The sequence below is a fragment of the Gemmatimonas sp. genome (assembly GCF_027531815.1).
In the GTDB taxonomy this organism is placed as follows: domain Bacteria; phylum Gemmatimonadota; class Gemmatimonadetes; order Gemmatimonadales; family Gemmatimonadaceae; genus Gemmatimonas.
Genome location: NZ_JAPZSK010000011.1, coordinates 69,694 through 94,072, shown reverse-complemented (window position 1 = coordinate 94,072; position 24,379 = coordinate 69,694). Strand labels below are relative to the sequence as shown.

24 protein-coding genes and 1 pseudogene are annotated in these 24,379 nt (G+C 69.3%); 14 read left to right on the top strand and 11 right to left on the bottom strand.

Annotated elements, in window-relative coordinates; all coding sequences use genetic code 11:
• Positions 1-152: 152 nt before the first annotated feature.
• Complete coding sequence (locus O9271_RS14495) at positions 153-1,493, bottom strand: HD domain-containing phosphohydrolase (RefSeq protein WP_298271099.1); 1,341 nt, start codon at positions 1,491-1,493, stop codon at positions 153-155.
• A gap of 97 nt (positions 1,494-1,590) precedes the next feature.
• Complete coding sequence (locus O9271_RS14490) at positions 1,591-3,687, bottom strand: hypothetical protein (RefSeq protein ID WP_298271097.1); 2,097 nt, start codon at positions 3,685-3,687, stop codon at positions 1,591-1,593.
• Between the two features lie 412 nt (positions 3,688-4,099).
• On the opposite strand from O9271_RS14490, the gene O9271_RS14485 reads away from it, so the two are divergent.
• Genes O9271_RS14485 through O9271_RS14475 form a run of 3 tightly spaced genes read left to right on the top strand, consistent with a single transcriptional unit; the run spans position 4,100 to position 6,270 of the window.
• Entirely contained in the window at positions 4,100-4,873 is a 774-nt protein-coding gene (locus tag O9271_RS14485) for a DUF2071 domain-containing protein (protein ID WP_298271095.1), read from the top strand.
• 31 nt (positions 4,874-4,904) lie between these two features.
• A complete protein-coding gene (locus tag O9271_RS14480; protein WP_298271092.1) occupies positions 4,905-5,135 on the top strand; it encodes a DUF1289 domain-containing protein in 231 nt (76 codons plus the stop codon).
• Positions 5,119-6,270, top strand: a complete 1,152-nt coding sequence (locus O9271_RS14475) for a serine hydrolase domain-containing protein (RefSeq protein ID WP_298271090.1) — start codon at positions 5,119-5,121, stop codon at positions 6,268-6,270. Before O9271_RS14480 ends, O9271_RS14475 begins: the two co-directional genes overlap by 17 nt.
• Before the next feature lie 45 nt (positions 6,271-6,315).
• Here O9271_RS14475 and O9271_RS14470 read toward each other — a convergent pair whose 3' ends face one another.
• Complete coding sequence (locus O9271_RS14470) at positions 6,316-6,576, bottom strand: DUF4342 domain-containing protein (RefSeq protein WP_298271088.1); 261 nt, start codon at positions 6,574-6,576, stop codon at positions 6,316-6,318.
• A 164-nt stretch (positions 6,577-6,740) separates the two neighbouring features.
• Between O9271_RS14470 and O9271_RS14465 the strand changes: the two genes are divergently transcribed.
• From O9271_RS14465 to O9271_RS14435, 7 genes and pseudogenes are all read left to right on the top strand, one after another.
• Entirely contained in the window at positions 6,741-7,682 is a 942-nt protein-coding gene (locus O9271_RS14465; RefSeq protein WP_298271086.1) for an ATP-binding cassette domain-containing protein, read from the top strand.
• On the top strand, positions 7,679-8,914 hold the full coding sequence (locus tag O9271_RS14460) for an ABC transporter permease (protein WP_298271083.1): 1,236 nt from the start codon (positions 7,679-7,681) through the stop codon (positions 8,912-8,914). Before O9271_RS14465 ends, O9271_RS14460 begins: the two co-directional genes overlap by 4 nt.
• 19 nt (positions 8,915-8,933) lie before the next feature.
• Positions 8,934-9,302 (top strand): heavy metal-binding domain-containing protein, encoded by a 369-nt coding sequence (locus tag O9271_RS14455; RefSeq protein ID WP_298271080.1) that lies wholly within the window; start codon positions 8,934-8,936, stop codon positions 9,300-9,302.
• Positions 9,299-10,702: an alpha/beta fold hydrolase gene (locus tag O9271_RS14450; RefSeq protein ID WP_298271078.1), complete on the top strand. Its 1,404-nt coding sequence runs from the start codon at positions 9,299-9,301 to the stop codon at positions 10,700-10,702. The genes O9271_RS14455 and O9271_RS14450 overlap by 4 nt, the downstream gene beginning before the upstream one ends.
• A gap of 110 nt (positions 10,703-10,812) precedes the next feature.
• On the top strand, positions 10,813-11,037 hold the full coding sequence (locus O9271_RS14445) for an amphi-Trp domain-containing protein (protein ID WP_298271076.1): 225 nt from the start codon (positions 10,813-10,815) through the stop codon (positions 11,035-11,037).
• Between the two features lie 22 nt (positions 11,038-11,059).
• Complete coding sequence (locus O9271_RS14440; RefSeq protein WP_298271279.1) at positions 11,060-11,851, top strand: SDR family NAD(P)-dependent oxidoreductase; 792 nt, start codon at positions 11,060-11,062, stop codon at positions 11,849-11,851.
• Between the two features lie 89 nt (positions 11,852-11,940).
• Positions 11,941-13,074: pseudogene (locus tag O9271_RS14435) on the top strand (DUF3179 domain-containing (seleno)protein); the annotation flags it as partial.
• Positions 13,075-13,091: 17 nt separating this feature from the next.
• Here O9271_RS14435 and O9271_RS14430 read toward each other — a convergent pair.
• The 3 genes from O9271_RS14430 to O9271_RS14420 form a co-directional block, all read right to left on the bottom strand.
• Positions 13,092-14,171 carry a zinc-binding dehydrogenase gene (locus O9271_RS14430; protein WP_298271074.1) on the bottom strand — a complete coding sequence of 360 codons (1,080 nt, stop codon included), beginning with the start codon at positions 14,169-14,171 and terminating at the stop codon, positions 13,092-13,094.
• Positions 14,172-14,175: 4 nt separating this feature from the next.
• On the bottom strand, positions 14,176-14,679 hold the full coding sequence (locus tag O9271_RS14425; RefSeq protein ID WP_298271072.1) for a hypothetical protein: 504 nt from the start codon (positions 14,677-14,679) through the stop codon (positions 14,176-14,178).
• A 159-nt stretch (positions 14,680-14,838) separates the two neighbouring features.
• Positions 14,839-15,723: a DUF952 domain-containing protein gene (locus O9271_RS14420; protein WP_298271070.1), complete on the bottom strand. Its 885-nt coding sequence runs from the start codon at positions 15,721-15,723 to the stop codon at positions 14,839-14,841.
• A gap of 433 nt (positions 15,724-16,156) precedes the next feature.
• Between O9271_RS14420 and O9271_RS14415 the strand changes: the two genes are divergently transcribed.
• A complete protein-coding gene (locus O9271_RS14415; protein ID WP_298271068.1) occupies positions 16,157-16,408 on the top strand; it encodes a hypothetical protein in 252 nt (83 codons plus the stop codon).
• 4 nt (positions 16,409-16,412) lie between these two features.
• Here O9271_RS14415 and O9271_RS14410 read toward each other — a convergent pair whose 3' ends face one another.
• Positions 16,413-16,685 (bottom strand): Ada metal-binding domain-containing protein, encoded by a 273-nt coding sequence (locus tag O9271_RS14410; RefSeq protein WP_298271066.1) that lies wholly within the window; start codon positions 16,683-16,685, stop codon positions 16,413-16,415.
• A gap of 101 nt (positions 16,686-16,786) precedes the next feature.
• Here O9271_RS14410 and O9271_RS14405 point away from each other — a divergent pair, with 101 nt between their 5' ends.
• Positions 16,787-17,527, top strand: a complete 741-nt coding sequence (locus O9271_RS14405) for a peptidylprolyl isomerase (RefSeq protein ID WP_298271063.1) — start codon at positions 16,787-16,789, stop codon at positions 17,525-17,527.
• On the opposite strand, the gene O9271_RS14400 is transcribed toward O9271_RS14405, so the two are convergent.
• A complete protein-coding gene (locus tag O9271_RS14400) occupies positions 17,490-18,365 on the bottom strand; it encodes an aldolase/citrate lyase family protein (protein WP_298271061.1) in 876 nt (291 codons plus the stop codon). The genes O9271_RS14405 and O9271_RS14400 overlap by 38 nt on opposite strands.
• On the bottom strand, positions 18,362-19,216 hold the full coding sequence (gene sseA / locus O9271_RS14395; protein WP_298271059.1) for a 3-mercaptopyruvate sulfurtransferase: 855 nt from the start codon (positions 19,214-19,216) through the stop codon (positions 18,362-18,364). Before sseA ends, O9271_RS14400 begins: the two co-directional genes overlap by 4 nt.
• Positions 19,217-19,362: 146 nt before the next feature.
• Between sseA and O9271_RS14390 the strand changes: the two genes are divergently transcribed.
• Positions 19,363-20,166, top strand: a complete 804-nt coding sequence (locus O9271_RS14390) for a hypothetical protein (protein WP_298271057.1) — start codon at positions 19,363-19,365, stop codon at positions 20,164-20,166.
• Between the two features lie 45 nt (positions 20,167-20,211).
• A complete protein-coding gene (locus O9271_RS14385) occupies positions 20,212-21,174 on the top strand; it encodes an NAD(P)H-binding protein (protein WP_298271054.1) in 963 nt (320 codons plus the stop codon).
• A 17-nt stretch (positions 21,175-21,191) separates the two neighbouring features.
• Here O9271_RS14385 and O9271_RS14380 read toward each other — a convergent pair whose 3' ends face one another.
• Together O9271_RS14380 and O9271_RS14375 are read right to left on the bottom strand one after the other, a co-directional pair.
• Positions 21,192-22,799 (bottom strand): amidase, encoded by a 1,608-nt coding sequence (locus tag O9271_RS14380; RefSeq protein ID WP_298271051.1) that lies wholly within the window; start codon positions 22,797-22,799, stop codon positions 21,192-21,194.
• Between the two features lie 10 nt (positions 22,800-22,809).
• Entirely contained in the window at positions 22,810-24,297 is a 1,488-nt protein-coding gene (locus tag O9271_RS14375) for a hypothetical protein (protein WP_298271047.1), read from the bottom strand.
• Positions 24,298-24,379: the final 82 nt, after the last annotated feature.

Below are 24,379 nucleotides of genomic sequence, written 5' to 3'. Positions count from 1 at the left end.
GCCGGGGGCGCGTGCGGTGCACGGGCACCAAACCGTCGGTAAACTATGCGGCCCGACGCGCCCATTAACAAACGGATGAGGGGGGCCAGACGTTCGGGGCCACCGCTCACGAGAGCGGGTGACCGGCGCCATGGGGCGCATCCAGCGACGAATCAGGCGGCGCGATCGGTCAGGTAGGCGGCAACGTCGAACGTTTCGTCCGGAGGGGCGACGCTCTCGACGATATGGACGCGATACGCCCCACGCCCATCACGGGAGCTCGTGTCGATTTCGTCTCCCACGCGCTCGAACCGGTCGTTGACCGGCACAATGACCGGATGCAGCAGGTCGCCCTCGGTGATACGGACCACGACCCCGAGCCGCTCGTCGCTGGTGCGGACCAGCGAGCCCAGCGGAAAGAACGTGATCGCGTTCACGAACGTCTTGACCAGCGAGGTGTTGAGGGTGTCGCCGGCGAGCCGGGCAAGCAGCAGGCACGCCTGCTCGGGTGGGGCAGGGCGGCGGTACGTGCGCACACCCGTGACGGCTTCGTAGATGTCGACCACCGAGAGGAGCTGGCTCATGGGGTGCGGAATGACCCCGTCGCCGAGATCCGGGTAGCCGGTCCCCCGCACGGTACGGTGATGCTCGAGCGCCAGGCGCGGCGTGAGCGGATGCAATCCCGGCGTGCGCAACAGGAACTCGGCGCCATGCGCGGGATGGCGTTCGACGAGGCGTCGTTCCCGGTCGTCCAGTGCGCCCGGCTTCCGCAGGATATCGAGCGGCACGTGCGTCTTTCCGATGTCATGCAGGAGCGCCGCCTCGACGAGCGCGCCCAACAACTCGTCACGGAGACCGACCTGCCGTCCGAGCAGCAGGCTGAGCATCGCCACATTCACCGAGTGGAGCCACGTCTGGTTCTCGTACTTCTTCACCGCGAGGATCTGGCTGAGCACGGCGTTGCTGCGCGAGACCTTGTACATCAGCAGCTGGACGAAGTCCCGCACGGTGCTGGCCGTGATCTCACCGCCGCTGGAGAACTCGTCGAAGGTCGCCTTGGACATCATGATCGATTCCGCATAGTCAGGATCGAGCACCCCGGATGGCGCGTCGGGCCAATCCGGCACCACCTGGCGCGTGTCGAGCGGCACCAGCCGGCTCAGGCGAACATGTCGTATCCCACGGTCGGCGAGTTGGGCCGCGACGGTGCCCTCGATCGGATGGTGCTGCATGTCCCAGAGCAGTTGGGCCAGCGCGCGCAATTCCTCGTGGTTCACGCCCACATCGAGCTGAATGCTCTGGACGCCGAGGGCCAGGAGGTCGTCGATGACCTGGCCGCCGGTCTCCAGCTCCAGCGGCCCAGACTCCCTGTCGACGGTGATCCCCCCCTCGACGATATCGATGCTGACGGGCGACTCGCGGCGCAGCTGCGCCCGTATCGCCTCGTGGAGCACCCGCAGCCGCTCCTCCACGAGCGGGTGCCCGTGCGGATACAGTCCAATCAGACGGCGCACGGTGCCGATGCCTCGCAAAATGGCCACTGGCCCGGCGGCGGGAGCCGCGCTGCCGACTGGGGTGGGCGGGCGAACGGGAAGGGTCATCGACAGGGGGTCATGCCCGCAGGAGCTGCGAGGCGCTGCGGGCTACGCGAACCAGGGCGGGGTTCCAGAGGTGGAAACGCAACGCCGTCAGCGCACGGAGCGCCGGCGCTATATCGGCGGAGACGGGACGGCTGACGCGGTCAAGCAACTGCTGCGCCAGGCCGGGATGTCGCCGAACGAATTCCATATTGGCGAGCAGGTCGTGCAGACGGGGCTGCAACTGGGCTGGTGCGAAGCGCAGCAGCGCCTCCGCGGCCGCGTCCCGCGTCGACGCGGGACCAGTCACCAGGTGGCGCGCTACCGTGATTGCTGCCACCGAGCTCCCCATCGTGGCCAGCGCGTCCAGCGCTTCCCGAACCGCGTTGTCGTCGCCCGAGGCCAGCTCGGCGGCAACCTTGCTGCCATAGGCCGTCCCCGCGCGACCGAGAAAACGGATGATCGCGAGGCGGAACTCGCCCCTCGCCGACGTCAGCTGTGGGGCCAGCATGGGCGCGACGGTGGAGGCATGGTCGTCCAACCCGGCCAACAACGCGCGGGCGCGATCGGCCATGACGGGATCATGGCAGCCGGCGACGATCGCGGTGATCAGGTGCGCCCCGAACCCGTCGAGGAGCGCGCCGGTGGTGGTTGGGGAAAGACGTTCGTGCGCGTCCTGTCGCACCAGCAGGGCGAGGCGATCGAGGGTCCAGAAGTGGCGCCACGCGACCGTGATCTCCGCGATCACCTCCGGATGCGATGGCTGGTCGCTCTCGGCCAGCGTGCGCAGGTGGCAACCCCACTGCGCCACCGTCATCCACCGCCCTTGCCGACCAAGCGTGTCCAGCAACGCATCCGCCTGCGCCAGCAACCGTGCCGCCGAGGTGGAATCGGGTACGACCCGCAACAGGCGGGAGACGGTCTCGAGGTGCGTATCGGTCTCATCCATGGCCGCGATGTCGCGTGCGAGGCACCGCGTCTCCTCAGTCGTCGCGTCCGTGAGTGCGAGATCGAACGCTACATAGTCGGCGAAGTGGCGCCGGCCTGCGGGATCCACCGCGATCAGTCTCCGGGCAAACCGCTCCATGGCGCTGTCGGGCCCGTATGCCGCCGGGCCGGTGGCCACGCGCCGCCCCAGGCGATCGCGGAGCAGCGGGTCGAGTGCCTCACGCCGTTCCGAGGGGAGGCCCAGGCGATCCACCGCCGTGGCCAGCAGCTCGGGGGCCGCCGTCTCGAGGTCGAGCAGCAGACAAAGCGCGTCGGCCAAGGCCACATCAGGAAAGCTGGCAAGCACGGAGCCCTCCAGCGCGCCATCGAGGAGGCCGGGGAGCACTGTGTTTCGCAACAGCGCGATCCGGCGACTCTCGTCGAGGTCGAGCAGCGACCGGGCCAGTTTCGAGAAGAGCAGCTCCCCGATTTGCGGATCGAAGGTCGCGAACAGCGCCGCCAACTCGGTGAACCGGTCGGCAAAGGCGGTCTGCCGATCGATGGCTGTGGCTGGCCCCTCGTCCGTGAGGCGCGTCAAGGCCACTGCCAGTTCCACGGGATCACCGAGCAGCAGCGCCAGGTCGGCCATCGTCACGGCGTCGCAGGTCACGGAGGGATCGACGCGCACCCATCCCCGCTGCGGCGGATAGCAATGACGCACCGATCCGCTGTCGGCCTGCTGCTCCTGTCGCTGGCGCTGCGCGGCGTCAACCAGTCGCTGGACCACTGCTGGTGGGGTGCCGGCATCGATCACCACCGGGCGATGCGCCGCGCGTACGGTGATCCATTCACCCCGCTGCCCACTCCAGCTGCTTGCGAAGGCGCCTGCAGTCAGCGCAGTCTCGTTGAGTCCTCCCAACTCGGCACAGAAGCGGCTCAGCTCGGCGGGTGTGACGGAGCGCGCGATCTCCACGGCCTCCACCTGGGCGCGGTGCAGGCGGCGCGCGAGATCGACCTCGCCACCGTTGAGCGTGATGGTGACCGTCTCGTGGATCGTCACCCACGAGGCACCCACGCGGAACGCCAGAGGTTCGCCACCGGGGAGCCGGCCGAGCGCCGCGTGCACCGCGGCGATAGCCGCCACGCAAATCGGGCTGCTCGCGGGCAGGGTCTGGAAACACCGCACGGCCTTCCCGAGCAGCATGAGGCACTCCCGGACGGCCTCCACCTCGTCTGGGTGCCGATCGCTCCCCGGTGCCGCCGTAATCGGCGGACGACCGCCGTCGCTCGCTGCGCTGGCGGCGCCGATGGCCGCACCGATGGCCGCAACCGACGGCTCGGTTCGACGCAACCATTGGGCAGAAGCGGGAGGCGCAATCATAGGCGACGGAGAATGGCGTGCCGGGTAATGTCGAGATTACTCAGTGCGGACAACGGTCAGACGATCGAGGGCGGTCGGGGGTATCGCTCAACGCAGTGTCCTGTCTGGTTGTTGGTGACGACACGATGTCTCCGAAACGCTTTGTCCCGTCTGGCAGGGCCGACCCGACGGCACAACGCGCGGACGCCTGTGCCTGGCGGGACGGAGGACGCCCTGTACCTTCCCATGGTTTCGTATGCCTGCCACTCCCGCGCCCGCCGTGCGTTCGGCACCCCCCTCATGGTCCGCCCTGCCCAGCACGGTCGCCGTGGGTACGCAGCAATGGCGCGACCTGCTCTTTCTGCATTGGCCGGTACACCCGGCGGCCGTGCAGGCCACGCTGCCGCCCGGTCTTTCCGTGGACACGTTCCACGGGAACGCGTGGGTGGGCATCGTGCCCTTCGCCATGGCGCGCGTGCGCCCGCGCTTCCTGCCGCCGCTGCCGTGGCTTTCGTGGTTCCTCGAACTGAACGTGCGCACCTACGTGCGCGACCGCGCCGGCAACCCGGGGGTGTGGTTCTACTCGCTCGACTGCAATCAGCCTGTGGCCGTGGCGCTCGCCCGCTCGCTCTTTCATTTGCCGTACCAGCACGCGCGCATGCGCGCCCGACGCGGGCGCGACCAGGCGGGCGAAACGCTCCAGTACCAGTGTCGCCGTTGGGGGCAGGCGCGGTCGCCATGGCGCTATGCATGGAGTACCCGCGAAGACGGCGCGCCCGTGATGGTCGGTTCACTGGAGCACTTCCTGGTGGAGCGGTATGCCCTCTACTGCGCCAACGCGCGGCAGCGCCTCTATCGTGGAACGGTATCGCACGCCCCGTACGCCGTGCACACCCCCACTTTGCAGGCGTTCGATACCGGACCGGCGACACTGGCGGGGTTCACTCTCGAGGGGCCACCCGCATCAGCGCTGGCGGCGCAGCCGGTCGATGTGACCATCCACGCGCTGCGCCCGCACGCCCCGCCGTGAATTCCACATGGACGCCCGCTACCTTGCGAGGATGGTACCCCCGGTTGAACAGGACGTCGGAGCGAGCCGCGGTCGGCTGAATGCCGCGTCGTCGTCCACGCAATCCCCCTGCATCAAGGTGTGCCGTCTCGACGTGCACGACCGCTGCCATGGCTGCGGGCGCACGCGAACGGAGATTGCGCGCTGGTCGGCCATGTCCCTCGACGAGCGCCGCGCCGTAAACACCCGCCTCGGCTTTCGCGGACATGGCGAGAACCGGTAGCCCGTTCAGGTGGCGTGCGAACCGCCTGGTGCCGGCGCTGTCGGTGCGAGGCGACTCCTGCGCACGGCCTCAGGGTCCTCCGGAAAGGCCCTCCTCCTCCCTCTCGCGCACCGCGCGCTGGCTCGCCCGCACCGGTGTTCTCGCCGGTCTCCTGGCACCCGCCACGCTCGCCGGCGCCCAGTCAGTTCCTCAACCGCCGGCAATCCCGGATTCCCAGCTCTTCCGCCGCGTCGATTCACTCGTCGCGGCCACCCCCGGCTTTTCCGGCGTCGTGGCGATCGGTCGTGGCGGTGTCGTCGTGCACCTCGCTGCCGCGGGCACCATCGCGCCGGGCGGGCCATCGCCGACCGCAGAAACCGCCTTCAACCTGGGTTCCGTGAACAAGCTGTTCACCCAGATCGTCGTGCGGCAGCTGGCGGCCGAACAGGGGTGGTCGCTCGATACCACTCTGGCGGCGCTCTGGCCGCAATATCCCAACGCCGCCGTCGCGCGCGCCATCACGATTCGCCAGCTCCTCACGCACCGCAGCGGCGTCCAGGGGAACATCTTCGCCGGTGATTCGGCGGCGCGTGCCTCGCTGCGCACCCTGCGCGACTTCCTGCCACTGTTCGTCAACGAACCATTGCAGTTCACCCCCGGTTCGCGCGACGCCTACTCCAATGCCGGCTACGTGCTGCTGGGGTTGCTCATCGAGCAGCGGACCCAGCGCTCGTACTTCGACGTGGTCGCGGAGCGCGTGTACGGGCCGGCCGGCATGACCCGCAGCGCCCATTGGCGACGCGATTCGCTGCCGGCCTTCGCGGCGCGTGGGAGCACGCGCGGCGCGGAACCGGGTGTCCCCCCCTCGGCGCCGCGCAGCAACGTGGCCACGCTGCCGGCGCGCGGGTCGTCGGCCGGCGGCGGCTACGCGTCGGCCGCCGACCTCGTGCGCTTCGTGCAGGCGCTGCGCGAACGCCGGCTGCCGCAGGCCCCACCACCCGGCATCGGCGTGGCCGGCGGGAGCCCCGGGGTGAACGCCATCATCGAAGGGGACCTGCCGGGCGGGCGCGACGTGATCGTGCTGGCCAACGTGGACCCACCGGCGGCAGAGCGGCTGGCGCAGGCCATTCGTCGGCTGCTGGGCGCGGCCGACTGAGGCACCGCGCGCCGCGCACGGCGTTGCCGCGCACGGCGTTGCCGTTCACGGCGGATCGGCCCGCACCACCGCGGTATCCGGGTCGCGTTCGATCACCACGGTGAACTCCTTGGCCAGCGCAACCACGCCCGCCACGGCCATCCAGAACGGCATGAGCACCGCCCCTGCCACACCGGCGGTGAGCGGCATGTCCAGCAGCGTGCGGCCGCTGGCGTTGCGAATGATCACCCGCCGCACGTTCCCCTCGCGCAGCAGCTGCTTCAGGGTGGACTTGAGCTTGTCCGCGGCCACTTTCACTTCGCTCATCGGTCACTCTCCGGGCAGGAGGGGTCGTCGCTCAGCGCGGTCATGCCTGCAATGTCGCGTCGCCGCCGTCGGGGCGCGACTCCGGCGCACCGTTGGAAACCGCGGGGGGCCTGTCGCGTATGATCTCCGGGTTCAACGCGTCCACTCCTCCTCCACGAGCGACCATGCTGAACGTAGCGCACGTGCACCGGCGGTTCGCGCAGGTGCATGCGGTGAACGACATCTCGTTCCATGTCACGGCCGGCGAGATCTTTGCCCTGCTCGGCCCCAACGGTGCCGGCAAGTCCACTCTGCTGCGCATGCTGGTGGGCATCACGTACCCGGATAGCGGCCGCATTGAGTGGCAGCAGGGCGGCAGTACCGCGTCCCGTCTGCCCGCCAGTCAGATCGGCTACCTGCCGGAAGATCGCGGCCTGTACCAGGACCAGCCGCTCGTCACCGTGCTCGAGTACTTCGGCACCTTGCGTGGCATGACCCGCACCGACGCTCGCGCCTCGGCGACCGCGTGGTTGGAGCGCCTCGAGCTGGGAGGCCGACTCAAGGACAAGGTGGGCGCGCTCTCCAAGGGCAACCAGCAGAAGGTGCAGTTCGCGGCCGCCGTGCTGCACCGGCCGCGTTTCGTGATCCTCGATGAACCGTTCAGCGGACTCGATCCACTCAATCAGGAGCTGTTCCTGTCGCTGGTACAGGGGCTGCGCGACGAAGGCACGACCGTGCTGTTCAGCGCACACCAGATGGCGCTCGTGGAACGGCTGGCCGACCGCCTCTTCGTGATGCAGCACGGACGGGAGGTTCTGCACGGAACCATTCCCGATGTGCGCGCGCGGTGGGGGGGCGACCGCAAGGTCGTGCTTCACGCGACGTCGGTGACCGCCGAGGCCGTGCAACAGGTGCGGGCGCACCCGGCGGCCACGGGTGTGGTGGTCCACGATGATGGCAGCATGGAGATCACGCTGGGCGCGGCTTCGCCCGTGGGCGAGTTGCTGGCCCATTGTGCCCAGCTGTTCACCATCGTCGATGTGCGCACGGAGCAACCGACGCTGCATGAGGTGTACATCAACACGGTAGGCGCCGTGCCGGCGCCCGTTCTGGCGGAGGTGGCATGAGCAGCACGAGCAGCACGAGCGGCCATGAGCAATCGCGGTGGCAGCAGGTGCGCCGCATCGCCAGCTGGGAGTTCAACCGGTTCGTGAAGTGGCGGCAGCAGGTCATCGGCATTGCCATCATGGCGGCGGTGGGCACCGCCTCGGGCGTGCTCACCAAGCTGGTGAACGACGCCAAAGCCAAGGCCACCGAGGTGGCCGTCGTGAACGGGGCCGCCCTGGGGTTCCCGCTACCCGTGGTGGACGACGTGGTCTGGCTCCCCGCCCGCTACGCCACGGAGGAGGCGGCGCGTGCGGCCGTTGCCGCCGATTCGGTGGGCGGCGTCCTGCTCGTGCGCAGCGCCCAGGCCGCGGAAATCGTGGTCCGCAAGCGCGCGGCATGGACCGGCGCCGTGGAGACGGCGCTCACCGGCGCGCGCCAGGGCGCCGCCTTCGCCGCGTTGCCCATCACCGACGCACAGCGCGCGTCGCTCCTCACCCCCTTCTCCGTTGCGGTCTCCACCGTGTCGCGTGGGCAGGGGGGCAGTGATGCGTCCAGTCGGTTGATTACCGGCGGCATTCTCGCCTGCGGCATCCTGGTGCTCTTCAACGGCTTCGCCTCACTCTTCACCGGCATCACCGGGGAGAAGCAGCAGCGCATCACCGAACAGGTCATTGCCATCGTGACGCCGCAAACCTGGATGGATGGCAAGATCCTCGGACTCGCCAGTGCAGCGCTGGCGAGCACCTTGCTGCTTGGCGCCACCAGTCTCGTGCTGCTGGCCACACTGCCACGGCTCCTTGGCTCCAGCACCTTCACCATGCCGGCCATGCCGGGGGACGCTGGCATGGTGGCGGTGGTGGCGCTCGTGACGCTCCTCGGCATCATCATGTGGTTCTCCTTCATGGCTGCCGTCGCCGCCACGATCGACGATCCCAACTCGTCGCCGCGCTCGTCGCTGCTGCTGGTACCCGTGCTCCCGTTGGGTCTCGCGTTCAGCCTGCTCTCGCGCCCCGACACGGTCGTGGCTCAGGTCCTGTCGGTCTTTCCGCTCACGAGCATGGCGGTACTTCCCGTACGGCTATTGCTTACCAGCGTGCCGTGGTGGGAGCCCACCCTGGCCGTGCTGCTCCTGGCCACGGCGGCGTGGGCCTTTCGTCGCGCGGCGGGAACGATCTTCGCCCTTGGCATTCTGCTGCACGGCAAGGAACCCTCGCTCGCGGACACCTGGCGATGGATTCGCCACACACGTTGACTCACACCCGATGGTCCCCATGGATTCCGTGATACACGCGCAGGCCATCGACATTCCGTACAACATGACGAGCACCACCTTCGAGCTGCCGGGGTATCGCATCGTCGAGAGCTTCGGGGTGGTGCGGGGCGTGGTCGTGCGCTCCCGGTCGGTGTTCGGGACCATCGGCGCCAGCTTTCAGACGCTCATCGGCGGCAACATCTCGCTGTTCACGCAGCTGGCCGAGCGTACGCGGCAGCAGGCGTTCGACACCATGATCGTGCAGGCCGAGATGGCCGGTGCCGACGCGGTGATCGGCATCCGCTACGACGCCAACGAACTCATGGCAGGCGTCACCGAGGTGCTCTGCTACGGCACGGCCGTGCGCGTACAGCCGGTGGCGCCATGAGGTGGTGGGCGTCGCGGGTCGCACGAACCCGCGCACTGCTTGCCCTGAGCGTCGCCACGCCGGGCGCCATGGTCACGCCGCTGACGGCCCAGCAGGCGGCGCAGCGGCCGGCGCCCGCGCGTCGGAGTGCTGCCGCAGCGGCACCCATTCCCATCGTATTCGTGCACGGCAACGGCGACCACGCCGGCTTGTGGGACAACACCATCTGGCGCTTCGAAAGCAACGGCTATCCGCGCGACCGGCTCTTTGCGGTCGACCTCCCGCATCCGTCGGCGTCCAGCACCCCCACCGCGCGCGAAAGCAACCGCAGTACCCCCGAGGATCAGGCGGCCGCGCTCGCCGCCTTCGTCACGCGGGTGCTGCTGCGCACCGGCGCCAACAGGGTGGCGCTGGTGGGCAGTTCGCGTGGCGGCCTCACCATGCGCCATTACGTGCGCTTCGGTGGCGGCGCGGCCCACGTGTCGCACGTGATCACCTGCGGCACCCCCAATCATGGCGTCATGGCGCTGGCCACCATGACGCCCGAGAGTGAATTCAACGGCCTGTCCCCGTATCTGCGCGCGCTCAACGCGGGCAGTGAAGTGGTGGCCGGTGTGCGTTTTCTTGCCCTGCGCAGCGACTCGCTCGACAAGTACGCGCAGCCCACCGGTGCCGCCATGGGCGCGCCCACCATGGCGACCGGGGTGGACGCGCGTTCGCCGGCACTGGCAGGCGCGACCAACGTGGTGCTCCCCGGAACCGATCATCGGGAAGTGGCCTTCGGGGCGGCGGCCTTTGCCGCGCAGTATCGCTTCATCGTGGGGCGGCCTGCGCGAACCCTCGCCATCGTGCCCGACAGCGCGGTGGTGCTCGATGGCATGGTCAGCGCCAATGCCGGCGGCCAGCCCACCAACGTGCCGCTCGCGCGCGCCGTGGTCACGGTGCACGAGGTGGATGCCGCCAGCGGGGTACGTACGCGTGTGGCCGTGCATCGCGCCGTCACGCGCGACGACGGCCGCTGGGGCCCGTTTCGGGCCAGCGCCACCGCCCGGTACGAATTCGAAGTGGCAATGCCCGACAGCAGCGTCATCCTGCACGTATATCGCAGCAGCTTTTCCCGCTCGAGCGCCGTGGTGAACTTCCGCCTGCCGGCGCCACTGGCACCGCGTCGCGACAGCGTGAGCGTGCTCATGACGCGGCCGCGCGGATACCTGGGCGCCTCGCGCGATACGGTGCACTTCGATGGGGTCCCGGCGGCGGGTATCACCCCGGGGGTGCCCACCGTCGACCGGGCGCTTCGCTGGTTCGCCGCCGATACGGCCCGCACCGTTCGCGCCACCATCAACGCCGAAACCATCGTCGTGCGCACCCACCCGCAGGACCGGCGCCGCCTGGTGGTGGCGGAGTTTCAGCAGGAGTGAGGCGGCGGGGGGCCGCTGGGGCGACGTAGGTTCCGGCACGCGTTGGCGTCATCTTTCCACCACCTGCCGTCGCACGAGGCGACGGCCCGGCTCCTCATTCTTCACTGCCCATGCCCGCTCGCCGTGACCGTGATCTCGAGCGCCACTACTCGCGCTCGCAGTTCGTTGCCAAGCTGCGCCGCCTTGCCGACGCCATCGAGTCGGAAGCGCCGTTCACCATCCAGGTAGCCGGTGAACGGTTGCGTGTTCCCGCGCACGCGGAGTTCACCATCGAACACGAACGTACCGACGGAACCGAGGAGCTGGAGTTCCAGGTGCGCTGGAGCCCGGAGTGATGTGCGCGGCGGAGCTCGCGTGATGTCACCCCGGCCGCTCGCCGTCGTGACCGGCGCCACGGCCGGCATCGGGCACGTCTTCGCGCAGCGACTGGCCGCCGCGGGACACGACCTGCTGCTGGTGGCGCGTGACCACGTGCGCCTCGATGCGGTATGCGCCGCGCTTGCTGCCTCGCACGGCGTGGCGGCGGAGCCCTTCGTGGCCGACCTCTCCGTCGACACCGACATGGCGCGGCTTGCCGACCGCCTGCGCGCGGAGCCGCGGCTGGCCTTTCTCGTGAGCAACGCCGGGTTCGGTACGCGCGGGACGCTGCTCACCGCCGATCCGGAGAAGCAGCGGCAGATGCTGCGCCTGCACGTCACCTGCACGCACGAGCTGGTGAGCGCTGCGTTGCCCGGCATGACCGAGCGCGCCGCCGGCACAATCATCGTGGTGGCCAGTGTCGCCAGCTGGTCGCCCACCGCCGGCAACGTGAACTACAACGCCACCAAGGCGTACCAGCGCGTGTACTGCGAGGCCGCCGCCACGGAACTGGAGGGGAGCGGCGTACACATTCAAGCGTTGTGCCCCGGCTTCACCTACACGGAGTTCCACGACCGGCTGGGGAGTGGGCGCAAGGGGATCCCCGGGTGGGCGTGGTTGTCGGCCGAGCGGGTGGTGGACGAGAGCCTCGCGCAGGCGCGATCCCGCGGCGCCGTAGTGTGTGTGCCGGGTAAGCGGTTCAAGCTCATCGTCTTTCTGCTCAAGCACGCCATGTGGGTGCCGGGGGGACTGCGGCAGCGCTATCGGCGTGACCGTCTCCGCGTGGAATAGCGCAGGCCGGCGACGCCGGCGACGGTTCGTGCACGGGGGTGTTGCCGGAGGGGCGTGGCACCGGCGCATGCGCTGATATTCATTTCGGCATGCGACGATTCTATGCCGTAGGGCTGGCGCTGCTGGCCCTGTTCGAGCTGGCCAATGTGTACTTCATCATGCCGCTGCCGGGCAGTCAGCGCATGCGCAGTCTCGACCTGGCCTACACGCTGTGGTCAGCGCGGTGGGTGGTGCGCGGTATCGCCGGCACGCTGCTCGCGCTTGGTGCGCTGGCGCTGTTGCGTGACCGGTCGGCCCGCCGCTGGTGGGTGCTGGCGCCGCTCACCGGGCTGGTGGCGGCTCTCGCGTGGTACGTGAACTTCCGCATGGCGGCCGACCAGATGTTCCGCCCACCCACGGTGCTGCGCATGGCCAGTGCCGCCGACAACGGCGTGGCGCTCGATCGCCTCGTGGTGGGCGTGGTGGTGAATGGTGAAGCGCGTGCCTACCCGCTCCAGTACATCGGCTACCATCATCACCTGCGCGACCGGGTGGGTGGACAGGACGTACTGGTCACCTACTGCACGGTCTGCCGGACCGGCCGGGTCTTCTCGCCGTTCGTGGGCGCCGAGGAGCAGACGTTTCGACTGGTGGGCATGGACAACTTCAACGCCATGCTCGAGGATGAGCGCACCGGCAGCTGGTGGCGCCAGGCCAACGGCGAAGCCGTGGTGGGCCCGCGCCAGGGGACCGTGCTCCCCGAGATTCCCAGTCGCCAGATGACGCTCGCGCGCTGGCTGTCGCTGTATCCGGCCAGTCGCATCATGCAGGCGGACAGCACCTTCCTGACCGAGTACGCCAAGGACTATGCCTACGAGCGCGGCACCAGTCGCAAGAAGCTCACCGGCACCGACACCAGTTCCTGGGGCGAGAAGAGCTGGGTGGTGGGCATCACGATCGGCGCACAAAGTCGCGCCTACGATTGGAATCATCTCGAGCACACGAAGGCCATCAACGATGTGCTTGACGGCACGCCGCTGGTGATCGCGCTGGCCAGCGACAGTCTCAGCTTCTTCGCCTTCGAGCGGCCGAGTGCCACCGCCCTGTTCCGCGTGGAAGACGATTCCCTCGTTACCGGAGAGGGCGGCACGCGACGGGCGTACGCCTTCAATGGACAGGGGGCGAGCGACACGCTCACCGCGTTGGTGGCGAGTCAGGAGTTCTGGCACAGCTGGCGTACCTTCCAGCCCACCACCAGTCGCTATCCGGCGGAGTCGGGCACGATCACCGTGCGCACCGGCGCGCGGTGCTGCTCGAGGGCATCGAGCACGGCGTTGATGGCGTCGGCGTCGAGCGCCACGCGGTTGGTGACCACGTCGTCCAGTACAAGCGCGCCGCGGGCGGCCATTTCGGTGAGCTCCTCGAGTTCACCCAACAGGTGATCGTTGGAGCCGATGAGCTCCGCCTCGCGGCCAATCAGATCGCGGTAGCTGTCGATGGGCACGGGCACATCGTTGAGCCCCACCACCACGGCGCGTCCCAACGGGGCCACGCTCTTGAGGGCGAGCTGCACGGTGTCCCCATGGCCCACCAGCTCCACCGCCACATCCACGCCGCGTCCCTCGGTGAGGGCGCGCACAGCAGCGGCGCCTGCGTCGGGACCAAGGCCACGCACATCGAGTGGCACCGCCCCCAAACGCTGCGCCAGCGCCAGCTTGGTGGGATCGCGGTCGGCGGCAATGACCCGCGTCGCCCCCAGCTGCTGCGCGATCTGGATGGCTGACATCCCCAGGCCGCCGGCGCCCACCACCAGCACCGTGTCGCCCGGTAGGCATCGTGCCTTGCGCAGTGCGTGCAGCGAGGTGGACGAAGAGCACATCATCACCGCGCCATGTTCGTAGGGCACCGTTGCGGGCAAGCGCACGGCATTGCGTGCCGGCACGGCGATGTACTCGGCCCACCCGCCGTCGGTGAAGTGCCCCAGCATGAGCCCCGTGGGACAGAACTGCTCCCGGCCGGCAACGCAGTGCGGACATTGCCCGCAGATCACCAGGTAGTGCAGACACACCCGGTCACCCACGGCGTGTGTGTGCACCCCGTTTCCCACCGCCACGACGTCGCCCGCCACCTCGTGCCCGAGGGTGAGCGGCAACGGCTCCACCCGCGAGCGTCCGGCGCGGTAGTGTACGTCGGAGTGGCAGATGCCGGCAGCGCGCACGCGCACCAGCACGTCGTGCGGGCCAACCGACGGGACGGCCACCTCCTGCATCTCGACGGGGTGGCCGGGGCGCACGAGTCGCACGGCCCGCATGCGCGCCGGCATGGCGGTGGGGATGGGCACGGGCTTACGCCGCCGGCTTGGGGTCGCGACCCTGCCACAGGTTGGCGGTACCGAGCTCTTCACGTCCGCACAGCTTGAGGTAGCAGAACAGCTGCGTGCGGTACGCCGCGTAGTTGGCGAGGACCAGCGTCACGAAGTGCAGGCCGCGTGACATGGGGCCGCCGAACAGCTGGATGGTGCCGCGGAAGTCTTCGTCGGTCATGGCGCCCAACTGCTCGGCGTACATCGCCGGCTGCGTGGCGAGCATGGCATCGAGCCCGGCGAGATCGGCCTGTTCGGCCGCCGCCTGCGCGGCGCCCCACGCCGCCCCGTCGAAGGTGCCGGTCTTGATGGCGGTCGTGAGTACCGGCCCCTGCACTACGAGGTAGCGCACCACTTCGATGCTGCTGCGCTGCTTCGGCGTGGGGCGGTAGTTCACCGCCTCGGCGTCGATCTTGGTGAGGAGATGGCGCAGCACCTGCACTTCGTGCGTGAGCGCGCCAATCAGTTCGTCTTTGGTGAGGACCATGGAATGCGTCAGGGAGAGGAGAGGGGGACTCGCGACGTGCCACTCGCGCAAGCTAGCGCGACTCCGCCGCCTTGGGGCATGGCCGCACCACCCCCGCACCACCCCCGCACCGCCGCCGTACCGCACCACGGACGACACGGACGGCTCGTCCCGTCCACCCTACGTCGCGAAATCCGCCGGCATGCGGGTGTCGCCGTGGGCCAACGCCAGGCGCTCGATCGTAGCCGCGGCGGCAGGGTAGCGTTCGCGCAGGTCATCCAGACGCCCCGCCTCGAAGCAGGCGCCGGTGAAGCCGGGTGCCATGGTGCAGCCGAACAGTGCGTAGCGGCCACCCGGCACCAGTTCACCGGCCTGCCAGGTGCCAGCCGGCACGACGTACTGCACCAACGCATCGTCGCCCGCGTTGGCGTGCATGGTCACCGTGTCGGTGCGTCCGTCGGCATACAGCAGATGCAGCACGAACGGGTCGCCGCCGTAGGCGTGCCACACTTCATCGTGGGCGAGCCGGTGAAAGAGCGACACGCTACGCGGACTGTCGGTATAGAGCCCGATCATGGCCGTTCCGGCCGGTGCGCCCTGCGCATCGTCGCGCGATGATCGCCAACTGCTGCGGAAGAGGGTGCCCTCCACGGGCAGGCGCTCGAAGGCATACCGGCGCAGCACGGCCATCGTGTCGGCGTGCACCGGCGCGCCGGTGAAGTGCGCCACCTCCACGGCGTCCACGATGGCCGCGAGGTCGAGGGGACCGTAACAGTGCGGATACAGGTCGTCGCTGGGGGGCTTGGGCGCGTGGGACGGCAGCGGTGCCGGTGGCTCGTAGCGCAGGGGTGACGTGAGCCGGGTGGGATCGATGACCAGCACCACCAGGTCGGGCACGCCGGCGAAGTAGGCCTGCACCGTGGGCAACACCTGGTGCGCCTGCGACAGGTGGATGAACCCCTCGTGCTGCAGGCTGTCCGCGCGATAGACGCCCGCTGCGCGTGCGTGCTGCAGCGCGGTGCGCGAGCAGATGTGGAAGACGGCACGGTCGCTGGCAATCGTCATGCGCACGGTATGCAGGAGGGTACCCGTTCGACCCAAGCCCGGGGGACGAAGCGGCGTCGACGCGGTATGCCGATAAGGTAGCGGGATCACGCGCCATGCTCTTCCCGCTAGACTGGGGAGCCGCGTATCGCGGCAACGAGGCACAGGAACAGCGAACAGCCTCCTGCGCTCTATTCGCCAGAGAACCACAATACATGGCAGCGGCTCTATACCCGCATGCAGGAGCTGTGGCATCGCCATGCCAACCGCCTTTCGCGCCAAGGCGGTGAGCGGCGTCGTGCCTGCCTTCAACTGCATCGCGGACGACTTCGAACAGCTCTCCGCGCAGGTGGAACGACGCGAGTCTGGGCCGCCAGGCCGCGGCCGGCGCCTGGCGCTCGGCGCTCACCCCGCTCCCTTGAACGGGCGCTGCACCAGATGCATCGTTGACCGCATGAAAGACCTCGCTTCGCTGTCGACCGAGACGCTGTCGGCCATGAAGGCGCGTCTCACCAACTGGATCGTGTACATCGGCGTCATCGATGCGGTCGTGGTGGGGGTCTTCGTGTGGATCCTCGTCACGCGACCGCAGACGCCCATCGTGGCGCTCATTCCGGTGCTGCTGCTGCCCGGGATCGCGCTGGTGCCCTTCGTGATTCGCGCCGGCGCCGTACGGCGGGAACTGGAGCGACGTCGCCGCAGCTGAGGCGCTACTTGCCGCCCCTGGCCTTCCACTGCGCGTACGCCTCGGGCAAACAGGAAGCGCAGGGACGGTATCCGGCGGTCACCGCGGTGGCCTCGTCGGCGAAGAAGACGCGCTGCTGCTCGTAGCTGCGGCCGGTGCCAAGCGCCCGCCGCGCCGCCTTGCAGTCGAGGCGGCCGTACACGCGCGTCTTCCGGTGTCCGCCCAGCGTACCGGGGGTGGGGCTGGCCACCGTGCTGCCGTCGGCACCGACGAGGCGATAGAGCTTGGGCTGGGTCATGCAGCAAATGTAACGGGGCCTGGCCGTCGCGACCGAAAACGCGACCGCGCCATTGCCGGTAGCCGCATGCCTTGGCGCTGCGGGCGCCTTAGCTTGCACCGATGCACCGCCATTTGCCCCCTTCGCTGGCTGCGCGGCTCGTGCCTGCGCCCCTGTTGCTGCTGCTGGGCGCCTGCGGCGGTGACGCGCCGCGCCCCGCCGACAACGCAGTGGCGGCGACCGCTGCCGGCGCCGCGGCGGTGCCGCGCATTCCCCCACCGTCGCTCGAGCCGGAGCGCAGCCCCGACAGCTACCGCGTGCGCTTCGAAACGAGCAAGGGGGCATTCGTGGTGCAGGTGAAACGCTCACTCGCGCCGCGCGGCGCCGATCGCTTTCACGAGCTGGTGCGCATTGGCTACTTCACCGGCGTGCGCTTCTTTCGCCTGGTGCCCAACTTCGTGGTGCAGTTCGGCATTCACGGCGACCCGGCCGTGAACACCCTGTGGGACACGGCAGCCATTCCCGACGATCCCATCCGCTCCAGCAACGCCGACGGCACCATCGCCTTTGCCGCGAGCGGCGCCAATACGCGCGCCACCCAGCTGTTCATCAACACCGGCAACAACGCACGCAAGCTCGATGGGCAGCGCTTGTTCTCACCCTTCGGCTCGGTCGTGGACGGCATGGCGGTGGTGCGCGCGCTCAACGCCGAGTACGGCGAGGAACCCAACCCCTCACGCATCGTGCGCCAGGGGAACCGCTACCTGCAGCAGTGGTTTCCGGCGCTCGACTCCATCGTCACGGCGGTCATCGAGCCGTCGGTGCCTACCGGCGACCCACCGTCTCGCGCCCCACGCGAATGAGGCTGTCGGTCTGCGCCGTAGCCCCCATGAGCAGCAGCCCCCGATAGCCACGCGTGATGCGGTCACGCAGGGTGGCGGCATTGGCGGTCATCATGCTGGGCATCCCGGCCTTCTGCGCTACATCGCGCACCCGCTGACAGGCCGCCTCGGCGTCGGGGGCCTTCTCGCGACCGCCCATGGCCATGGTGAGGCTGCCAATGCCGCACGAGAGCAGGCTGTAGCCGGGAATTGCCGCCATGGCCTCCATCTCCGCGACGGCGCCGGGATCCTCGATCATGAGCATCGCCACCACGGTGCCCGACGGATTGGCCGGTGACCACACGTTGGCGCCCGCCTCCTTGAAAAACCCGGCCGCCAGGCGCGCTTCGGCCGCCGTGCGCACATGGGGAATGACCACACCGTCGGCGCCGGCCGACAGAATGGCCTTCACGCGCGCCCGGGTGCTGTCGGCCCCGGCCGCCTCGATGGTGGGAATGCGCACCAGTAGCGTTGGGCGAGCGCCGGCGGGGTGCCGGGCCAGGCCGGCCACCATGTTCTTCACGGCACCCATGTCGAACTGTCCCTCGAGATTGAGGAACAGGTAGTCGAGCAGGGGGTTCGCGCCGAGGGCCTGCGCCCCCAGTTCGGTGTAGAGCGGCGGCAGCCGGTTGCCGGCGGCGTCGGTGGCGTTGGGGGCCCGTTCGCTGGGCACGAAGATGCCGAAGGCCGAGCCGCCCTGCTTCCAGAGCGGCAGGGCGGCGGTGCGCGTGGGCTGCGCGTGCAGCATCGCCGGCACGGCGGCGGAGCCGACGAGCGCGACGAGGGCGGCGGCGGCCGCGGACAAGGCGTGAGCGATCATGGTCCGGTCTCCACCGGCGTATCAGGTTGGCTGCCCCATTCGGTCCAGCTGCCGTCGTACAGGGCGGTGTGCGGTGCCCCCACCACCTCCAGTCCCAGCAACACGGCGCAGGCGGTGATGCCGGTGCCACAGCTGGCGGCGATGGGCGCGTGGATATTCACGCCCGCCTTCTCGAATGTGGCGCGCAGCTCCTCGGCGGGCTTCATGGTACCGTCCGGGTGCACGAGGCTGGCGTAGTGCACGTGATGGGCGCCCGGCATGTGTCCGCCGCGTACGCCGGCGCGCGGTTCGGCTTCGGTGCCGGTGAACCGGCCAGCCGAGCGGGCATCCACTACCTGCTCATCCCGTGCGGCAATAGTGGCGCGCATGGCGGCGAGGTCGCGCCAGCGCGATGGGTCGAAGCGGGGTGTGAACTGTGCGGGGGCGAACGATGTCGCCTCTGCCGAGACCGTGTGCCCAGCCCGCTGCCAGGCGTCGAGGCCGCCGTCGAGCACTGCCACCTGCTCGTGTCCCATGGTGCGCAGCATCCACCAGAGCCGAGGAGCGCTAAAGTTCTGCCCCGAACCATCGTACACGACTACTGCGTGTTCATCGCCAATGCCCAGGGCGCCCAGGCGGGTCGCCAGCACGGTGGGGGCGGGCATGGTGTGCGGGTAGGGGGCCGTCTCGTCGGCCAGCTGCTCCAGATCGGCGAAGATGGCGCCCGGGATGTGCGCCGCCTTGTACTCGAGGCGGCCGTTGCGTCCCATGGCGGGCAGGTACCAGCTGGCGTCGATCACGCGCAGCTGCGGATGGCCGAGATGCGTGGCGAGCCAGCTCGTACTTATGAGCGGCGTGGGAAGGAGCAGCACGATGGTCGCACTCCGAGGTCTCGAGGTGGCTGGTGCCCTGCTGGCGACGGATCCGGAAAGCCGTTCCCCGGAGGGAACAATCTGACACGAAACACCGTATCTCGCGCAAATCCGACACATTCTGTCGGTGAATATCACCTCATGTCATGCCGCCGACCGCCTGGATGCTGTTTGCCACCCTCAAATCGCGCTGCGTCGCCGTTGCCGTTGCGACGCTGCTTGCCGTTCCCTTCGCCCGAGGCGCCGCACAGTCGCTCATCGTGGGCATCCCCAACGCCGAAGCCACCCCGAAGGGCGCGTGGTTCTTCACCCACGAAAGCCAGATCGAGCGCGGGAAGCGCAATGCCTGGAACACCTTTCAGTTCCTGACCTACGGCGCGGGACATCTGGGCAAGGGGCTGCTTCCCGGCGGCTTCGACACCGAAATCGCCCTGTCGTTCGTCAACTTCGGTCGTCCGGCCACCGGCAACCGGACCATCGCAGCCGGATTCAAGTCGGTCTATGAGCTCCCCTCCGGACGCGGGAAGGCCTGGCAGGTGCGCGGCACGCTGGGGGCGCTTGTTCCGGTCTCACTCGACGGCGCCGGCGCCGGCAGCTGGATCTTCTCGTCGGGCAGTGTGCGACTGCCCCACGTCCAGACGCGACTGACTGCCGGCCCCACGTACGGCACCCCGCAGCTGTTCGGCAAGGAGAAGCTGGGGATGATGGCCGGCATCGAGCAGCCGCTGGGGGGCGCATTTCGCCGCCGCGTGAGCCTCGTGGCCGACTGGTACTCGGGGCGGCATGACCTGGCGGCGGCAATTCCAGCGGTCCAGTTCAATTTGCCCCGCGATTGGATCTTCATTACCGGGTACAAGATCCCCAATCGCGGTGCGGCCACGGAGCGCGCGCTGGTGCTCGAGGTCGCCGGAATTCTTTCCCGGCCTCGCGCGGCTCCCGGCGCGCACTGAGCGTCGCACCGCACTCCCCTCGCCCGCCTTCGCCGCACCGCTGCCATGTCCCGTCGAGTTCTCCTGTTGGGTGCCACCGGTACGATCGGTCGGGCCACGGCGCGGGCGCTGGTGCGCCACGGTCACGAGGTGGTGAGCGTCGTGCGGCCGAAGCCGGGCGCGGCCCCGGACATTCCGGGTACCACGGTACGCACCGGGGAGGTGACCAGCCCCGCCAGCCTGGCGCGCGAGGTCTTTCGCGGGGAACCGTTCGATGCCGTGGTGAGCTGTCTTGCCTCGCGTACGGGCGGCCCCACCGACGCCTGGGCCATCGACCACCAGGCGCATCGGCACGTGCTCGAGGCGGCGCGCGCGGCGGGGGTCACGCACTTCGTGCTGCTGTCGGCCATTTGTGTCCAGAAGCCACGGCTCGCGTTTCAGCACGCCAAGCTGGCTTTCGAAGCGGCGCTCATGGCCTCGGGGCTCACCTGGTCGATCGTGCGCCCCACCGCCTTCTTCAAGAGCATTTCGGGGCAGGTGAAGCGGGTGCAGCAGGGCAAGCCGTTCCTGCTCTTCGGCGACGGCACGCTCACCGCCTGCAAGCCCATCAGCGACGATGACGTGGCCGACTATCTCGCCGGCTGTCTCACCGACCCGTCACGGGCCAATCGGATCCTCCCCATCGGTGGCCCTGGAGACGCCATCACCCTGCGCGAGCAGGGCGAATTGCTCTTTCGGGTGGCCGGCAAGCCGCCGCGCTTCACCAGCGTGCCGGTGAAGCTCTTCGATGTGATTGCCGGTGTGCTTGGCGCTCTGGGCACGGTCATTCCGCCGTTGCGCGACAAGGCGGAGTTCGCGCGCATCGGGCGCTACTACGCCACGGAGTCCATGCTGCTCTGGGACCCGGTGGCGCAGCGCTACGACGCCAACGCCACCCCCTCCTACGGACGCGATACGCTCGAGGGGCACTACGCGCGCCTGCTACGCGGCGAAGTGGCCGACGACCGCGGCGAGCACGCGGTGTTCTGAACCGCGCCGGCTTCGTGTCAGCCCACGTTCGGCATGCGGAAGCGCCGACTCGCCTGCTCGTAGGCGTGGGCCAGGGCAAACAGTCTGGCGTCGCTGCCGGGGAGTCCCACGAAGCTCAGGTTCCCCGCCGGTAGCCCGTCGGCGCCGTATCCGGCCGGCACCGACACTTCCGGCAAGCCAAGCCAGTTGCCGTAGCCCAATGGCGTTCGCACGTCGGGCCAGGGCTGCGTGGCCTCGGGCGCCTTGAAGGGCATCGTGGGATAGATCATGGCGTCGATGCGCCGCTCGGTCATGCTGCGGGCCAGCGCCGCCACCACGGTCTCGCGTGACGCGAGGAAGCTCACCGAGGCCGCATCACGCTCGTAGGGCACGCGCGTGAGCGGCGCGAAGTCGCGCCAGCTGGCGGGCAGCACATCGTAAAAGGCGCGATACGCTTCGAGCCCGCGCTGCATGGCCTCGGTGGCGTTCACCCCTTGCCGCTCGAAGTAGCGCTGCAGGGCATTGGCGGTGGCGCCCGGCGCATTGGCGTTGGGGGGCACATCGCCCCGAGCGGTGGCCGCCGCCGCGAACTGCTCACGATAGTTGGTACGATCCACCGCCGGCACGAACGCCTCGATGATGCCGCCGGCCTGTGCGCAGTCGGCCAGGGCGCCGTCGAACACCGCAAGACACTCGGCCGTCATCTGCGTCCGCGGCGCATGCACCTCCACTACGCCCAGGCGCGCGCCCCGCAGCGCGTTCGCATCGAGTGCGCCCAGGGCGCCGCGCTGCCAGCGCGTCCGTAACGACAGGCCGTCGCCCCCGTCGTGTCCGGCGAGCGCATCGAGCATCAGCGCGGCATCGGCGACCGTACGGGCCAGCGGTCCGTGCGTGTCGAGCACCGGCCAGGTGGGAATGACGCCCGTCCGCGGCACCAGCCCGAAGGTGGGCTTCACCCCCACTACCCCGGTGAACTGCGCCGGAATGCGATTGGATCCGCCATCGTCGGTGCCCAGGGCGCAGAACGCCATGCCGCAGGCCACGGCCACCGCCGACCCGGCACTCGACCCGCCGGGGGTGATGCGCCTGGCCGCATCGTGCGGGTTGAGCACCTGGCCGGTGGCGCTGGCGGTGCCGTTACCGCGATACGCGAAGTCGTCGGCGGCCGTCTTGCCCAACAGCACGGCGCCGGCCGTACGCAGCCGCTCCACTTCGATGGCGTCACGCGGCACCGCGCCGGGAAAGAGCCGCGCCCACGCGCTGCTCGATGCGGTCGTGGGCAGTCCCTGCATGTCGTAAATCGACTTGGCAAACAGCGGCACCCCATCGAGCGGGCCACGCAGCGCACGCTGCCGCAAGCGGTCGTCGGAGGCGCGCGCCTCGGCCAGCGCCGTCTCGGCGAGCAGATCGATGGCGCGCAGCTGTGCGCCAAGCGTGCGGCAGCGCGCCAGCGCCTGGGTGGTGACCTCCACGGCGGAGTACTCACCGCGCAGCCTTCCCGCCTGGTACAGGGCCATGGTGCCGCGCAGCGGATCATCGGCGTGCGCGCTGAACTCGGCAGCAGACCACCACGCGCCGCGCGCGGCGAGGGGGACGGTGAACAGGGCGCTGAGCCGAGCCAGCGCATCACGACGCGACAGAGACATGCGGAGAAAGCTACTCCTCGTTCCAGGGGCGCGTTTCGAGGCGCAGCACGGCGCGGATCCCGGGTTGGGTGTCCTGCACCACCGGGACGGCAAAGGTCCAGCTGCCGGGGATCGGCGACACCGCGACGGCGTCGTGCTGCGCCGCATTGGGCGCCGCGCTGTCCCAGCCGTAGCGCAGCGACCAGCGGCCGTCGTCGTCGACGATGGCCTCGAGGTTCACCTTGTCGCGGAAGAGGAACCCGCCGTCGTAGTGATCGCGCGTCCAGAAGGGTTTGCCGTCGATCTGGTACTCCGGTACCTGCACGCCCACGTCGAGGCTGAAGCCCAGCGTGGGACGGGCCGGGTCCACCCGGGCCTGATTGGAGAGAAAGGCGCTGGCCAGATGCAGCGGTTGACGGCCCTTCACGTGGCGGTCGTAATCCACCAGCACGGCCGACCCCTCGTTGGTGGTGCGGCGGTGCAGGTCCCAGCGGGCGCCGCGCACCCGGGCGATCACGTCGATGTGATAGTCGGCGCGAATGGCGTGCCCCGCATCCTTCTCGCGTTGCACTGCGGGCGGCAGGGTGAGCGCCTCGATGTCGAGAAAGGCGTCCACGCGCACGTTGCCAAAGAGAAAGCGGCGCAGGTTCTGGTAGCCATCCTCGGAGTTGACGATGCCGTAGTGCCCCGAGTGCGAGCGGTGCACGAAGGCGCGCGGCGCATCGGCCACATAGGCGTTGGGGATGCGCACGAGGCCGTCGCTCATGGGCCCCACCGCGAGGCGCGCGAGACCGTAATCGTCGTGGTTGGTGCCCACGAGACTGAAGAAGCGCTCCTCGGGAAAGGCACCGTCGAGCGAGTTGACCGGCGTGCCGGGCGCGAGTTGCAGGTACTCGCGCATGCGCCCCTCGTTGAACCCCTCCGACTGATTGATGCCGAACCCCGGCACGTTGCCGATGCCGCGCAGATCGATGCCGCCGTGCGGCGTGGCGTAGGTGAACACCTTGTCGATGCGGGCATCGTGGCGTGACAGCTGCTGCAGCAGGCATCGACAGATGAGCCCACCCATGGAGTGCGCCACGAGATACACCCGAAAGGCATTCGAGCGCGCGCCGTGCCGCGCGCGGTCACCGGGCACGTAGCGATCGTGCAGCTCGTCGATGAGCGCAAGCAATCCCCGCGCATACGTCTCGATGTCGTGGCGTGTGCCACTGCCCAGCTCCTTCGACGCGTCCTCGTAGTAGCGGTAGATCCACACCGCGCGTGCGTTGGGCACCGCATGAGCCGGCAGCTCGCTGCCGTCCACGAAGCTGTCGCCGTACCCCTCGTCCTTCATGAGCCGCACGAGTGGCGACTCGAAGACGTGGCGCACGACGCGCCGCGGGTACTGCTGGCGCAGCTTCGTCGAGCCCACGTTGAAGCCCATGTACGGATCGGCCACGGTGTGCTCCACTTCGCCGCCGGTCATGGCGTAGCCGCGTACGTAGATGATAGGGAAGTACGGACGCTCCAGCGGCATGGGGCAGCTCCTCAGCGGGCGGTGTGCGGGGCGCGGGACACAGGGGGGCCGGCACAACTTGCGGCGCCGCAGGCATTCCTGC

What these genes read in the sequence shown, in the direction of transcription:
- O9271_RS14490 (WP_298271097.1), bottom strand. Translation starts at nt 3,687, where the DNA reads ATGCTGCTCGGGAAGGCCGTGCGGTGTTTCCAGACCCTGCCCGCGAGC.
- O9271_RS14485 (WP_298271095.1), top strand. Translation starts at nt 4,100, where the DNA reads ATGCCTGCCACTCCCGCGCCCGCCGTGCGTTCGGCACCCCCCTCATGG.
- O9271_RS14480 (WP_298271092.1), top strand. Translation starts at nt 4,905, where the DNA reads ATGGTACCCCCGGTTGAACAGGACGTCGGAGCGAGCCGCGGTCGGCTG.
- O9271_RS14475 (WP_298271090.1), top strand. Translation starts at nt 5,119, where the DNA reads ATGGCGAGAACCGGTAGCCCGTTCAGGTGGCGTGCGAACCGCCTGGTG.
- O9271_RS14470 (WP_298271088.1), bottom strand. Translation starts at nt 6,576, where the DNA reads ATGAGCGAAGTGAAAGTGGCCGCGGACAAGCTCAAGTCCACCCTGAAG.
- O9271_RS14465 (WP_298271086.1), top strand. Translation starts at nt 6,741, where the DNA reads ATGCTGAACGTAGCGCACGTGCACCGGCGGTTCGCGCAGGTGCATGCG.
- O9271_RS14460 (WP_298271083.1), top strand. Translation starts at nt 7,679, where the DNA reads ATGAGCAGCACGAGCAGCACGAGCGGCCATGAGCAATCGCGGTGGCAG.
- O9271_RS14455 (WP_298271080.1), top strand. Translation starts at nt 8,934, where the DNA reads ATGGATTCCGTGATACACGCGCAGGCCATCGACATTCCGTACAACATG.
- O9271_RS14450 (WP_298271078.1), top strand. Translation starts at nt 9,299, where the DNA reads ATGAGGTGGTGGGCGTCGCGGGTCGCACGAACCCGCGCACTGCTTGCC.
- O9271_RS14445 (WP_298271076.1), top strand. Translation starts at nt 10,813, where the DNA reads ATGCCCGCTCGCCGTGACCGTGATCTCGAGCGCCACTACTCGCGCTCG.
- O9271_RS14440 (WP_298271279.1), top strand. Translation starts at nt 11,060, where the DNA reads ATGTCACCCCGGCCGCTCGCCGTCGTGACCGGCGCCACGGCCGGCATC.
- O9271_RS14425 (WP_298271072.1), bottom strand. Translation starts at nt 14,679, where the DNA reads ATGGTCCTCACCAAAGACGAACTGATTGGCGCGCTCACGCACGAAGTG.
- O9271_RS14420 (WP_298271070.1), bottom strand. Translation starts at nt 15,723, where the DNA reads ATGACGATTGCCAGCGACCGTGCCGTCTTCCACATCTGCTCGCGCACC.
- O9271_RS14415 (WP_298271068.1), top strand. Translation starts at nt 16,157, where the DNA reads ATGAAAGACCTCGCTTCGCTGTCGACCGAGACGCTGTCGGCCATGAAG.
- O9271_RS14410 (WP_298271066.1), bottom strand. Translation starts at nt 16,685, where the DNA reads ATGACCCAGCCCAAGCTCTATCGCCTCGTCGGTGCCGACGGCAGCACG.
- O9271_RS14405 (WP_298271063.1), top strand. Translation starts at nt 16,787, where the DNA reads ATGCACCGCCATTTGCCCCCTTCGCTGGCTGCGCGGCTCGTGCCTGCG.
- O9271_RS14400 (WP_298271061.1), bottom strand. Translation starts at nt 18,365, where the DNA reads ATGATCGCTCACGCCTTGTCCGCGGCCGCCGCCGCCCTCGTCGCGCTC.
- O9271_RS14390 (WP_298271057.1), top strand. Translation starts at nt 19,363, where the DNA reads ATGCCGCCGACCGCCTGGATGCTGTTTGCCACCCTCAAATCGCGCTGC.
- O9271_RS14385 (WP_298271054.1), top strand. Translation starts at nt 20,212, where the DNA reads ATGTCCCGTCGAGTTCTCCTGTTGGGTGCCACCGGTACGATCGGTCGG.
- O9271_RS14380 (WP_298271051.1), bottom strand. Translation starts at nt 22,799, where the DNA reads ATGTCTCTGTCGCGTCGTGATGCGCTGGCTCGGCTCAGCGCCCTGTTC.
- O9271_RS14375 (WP_298271047.1), bottom strand. Translation starts at nt 24,297, where the DNA reads ATGCCGCTGGAGCGTCCGTACTTCCCTATCATCTACGTACGCGGCTAC.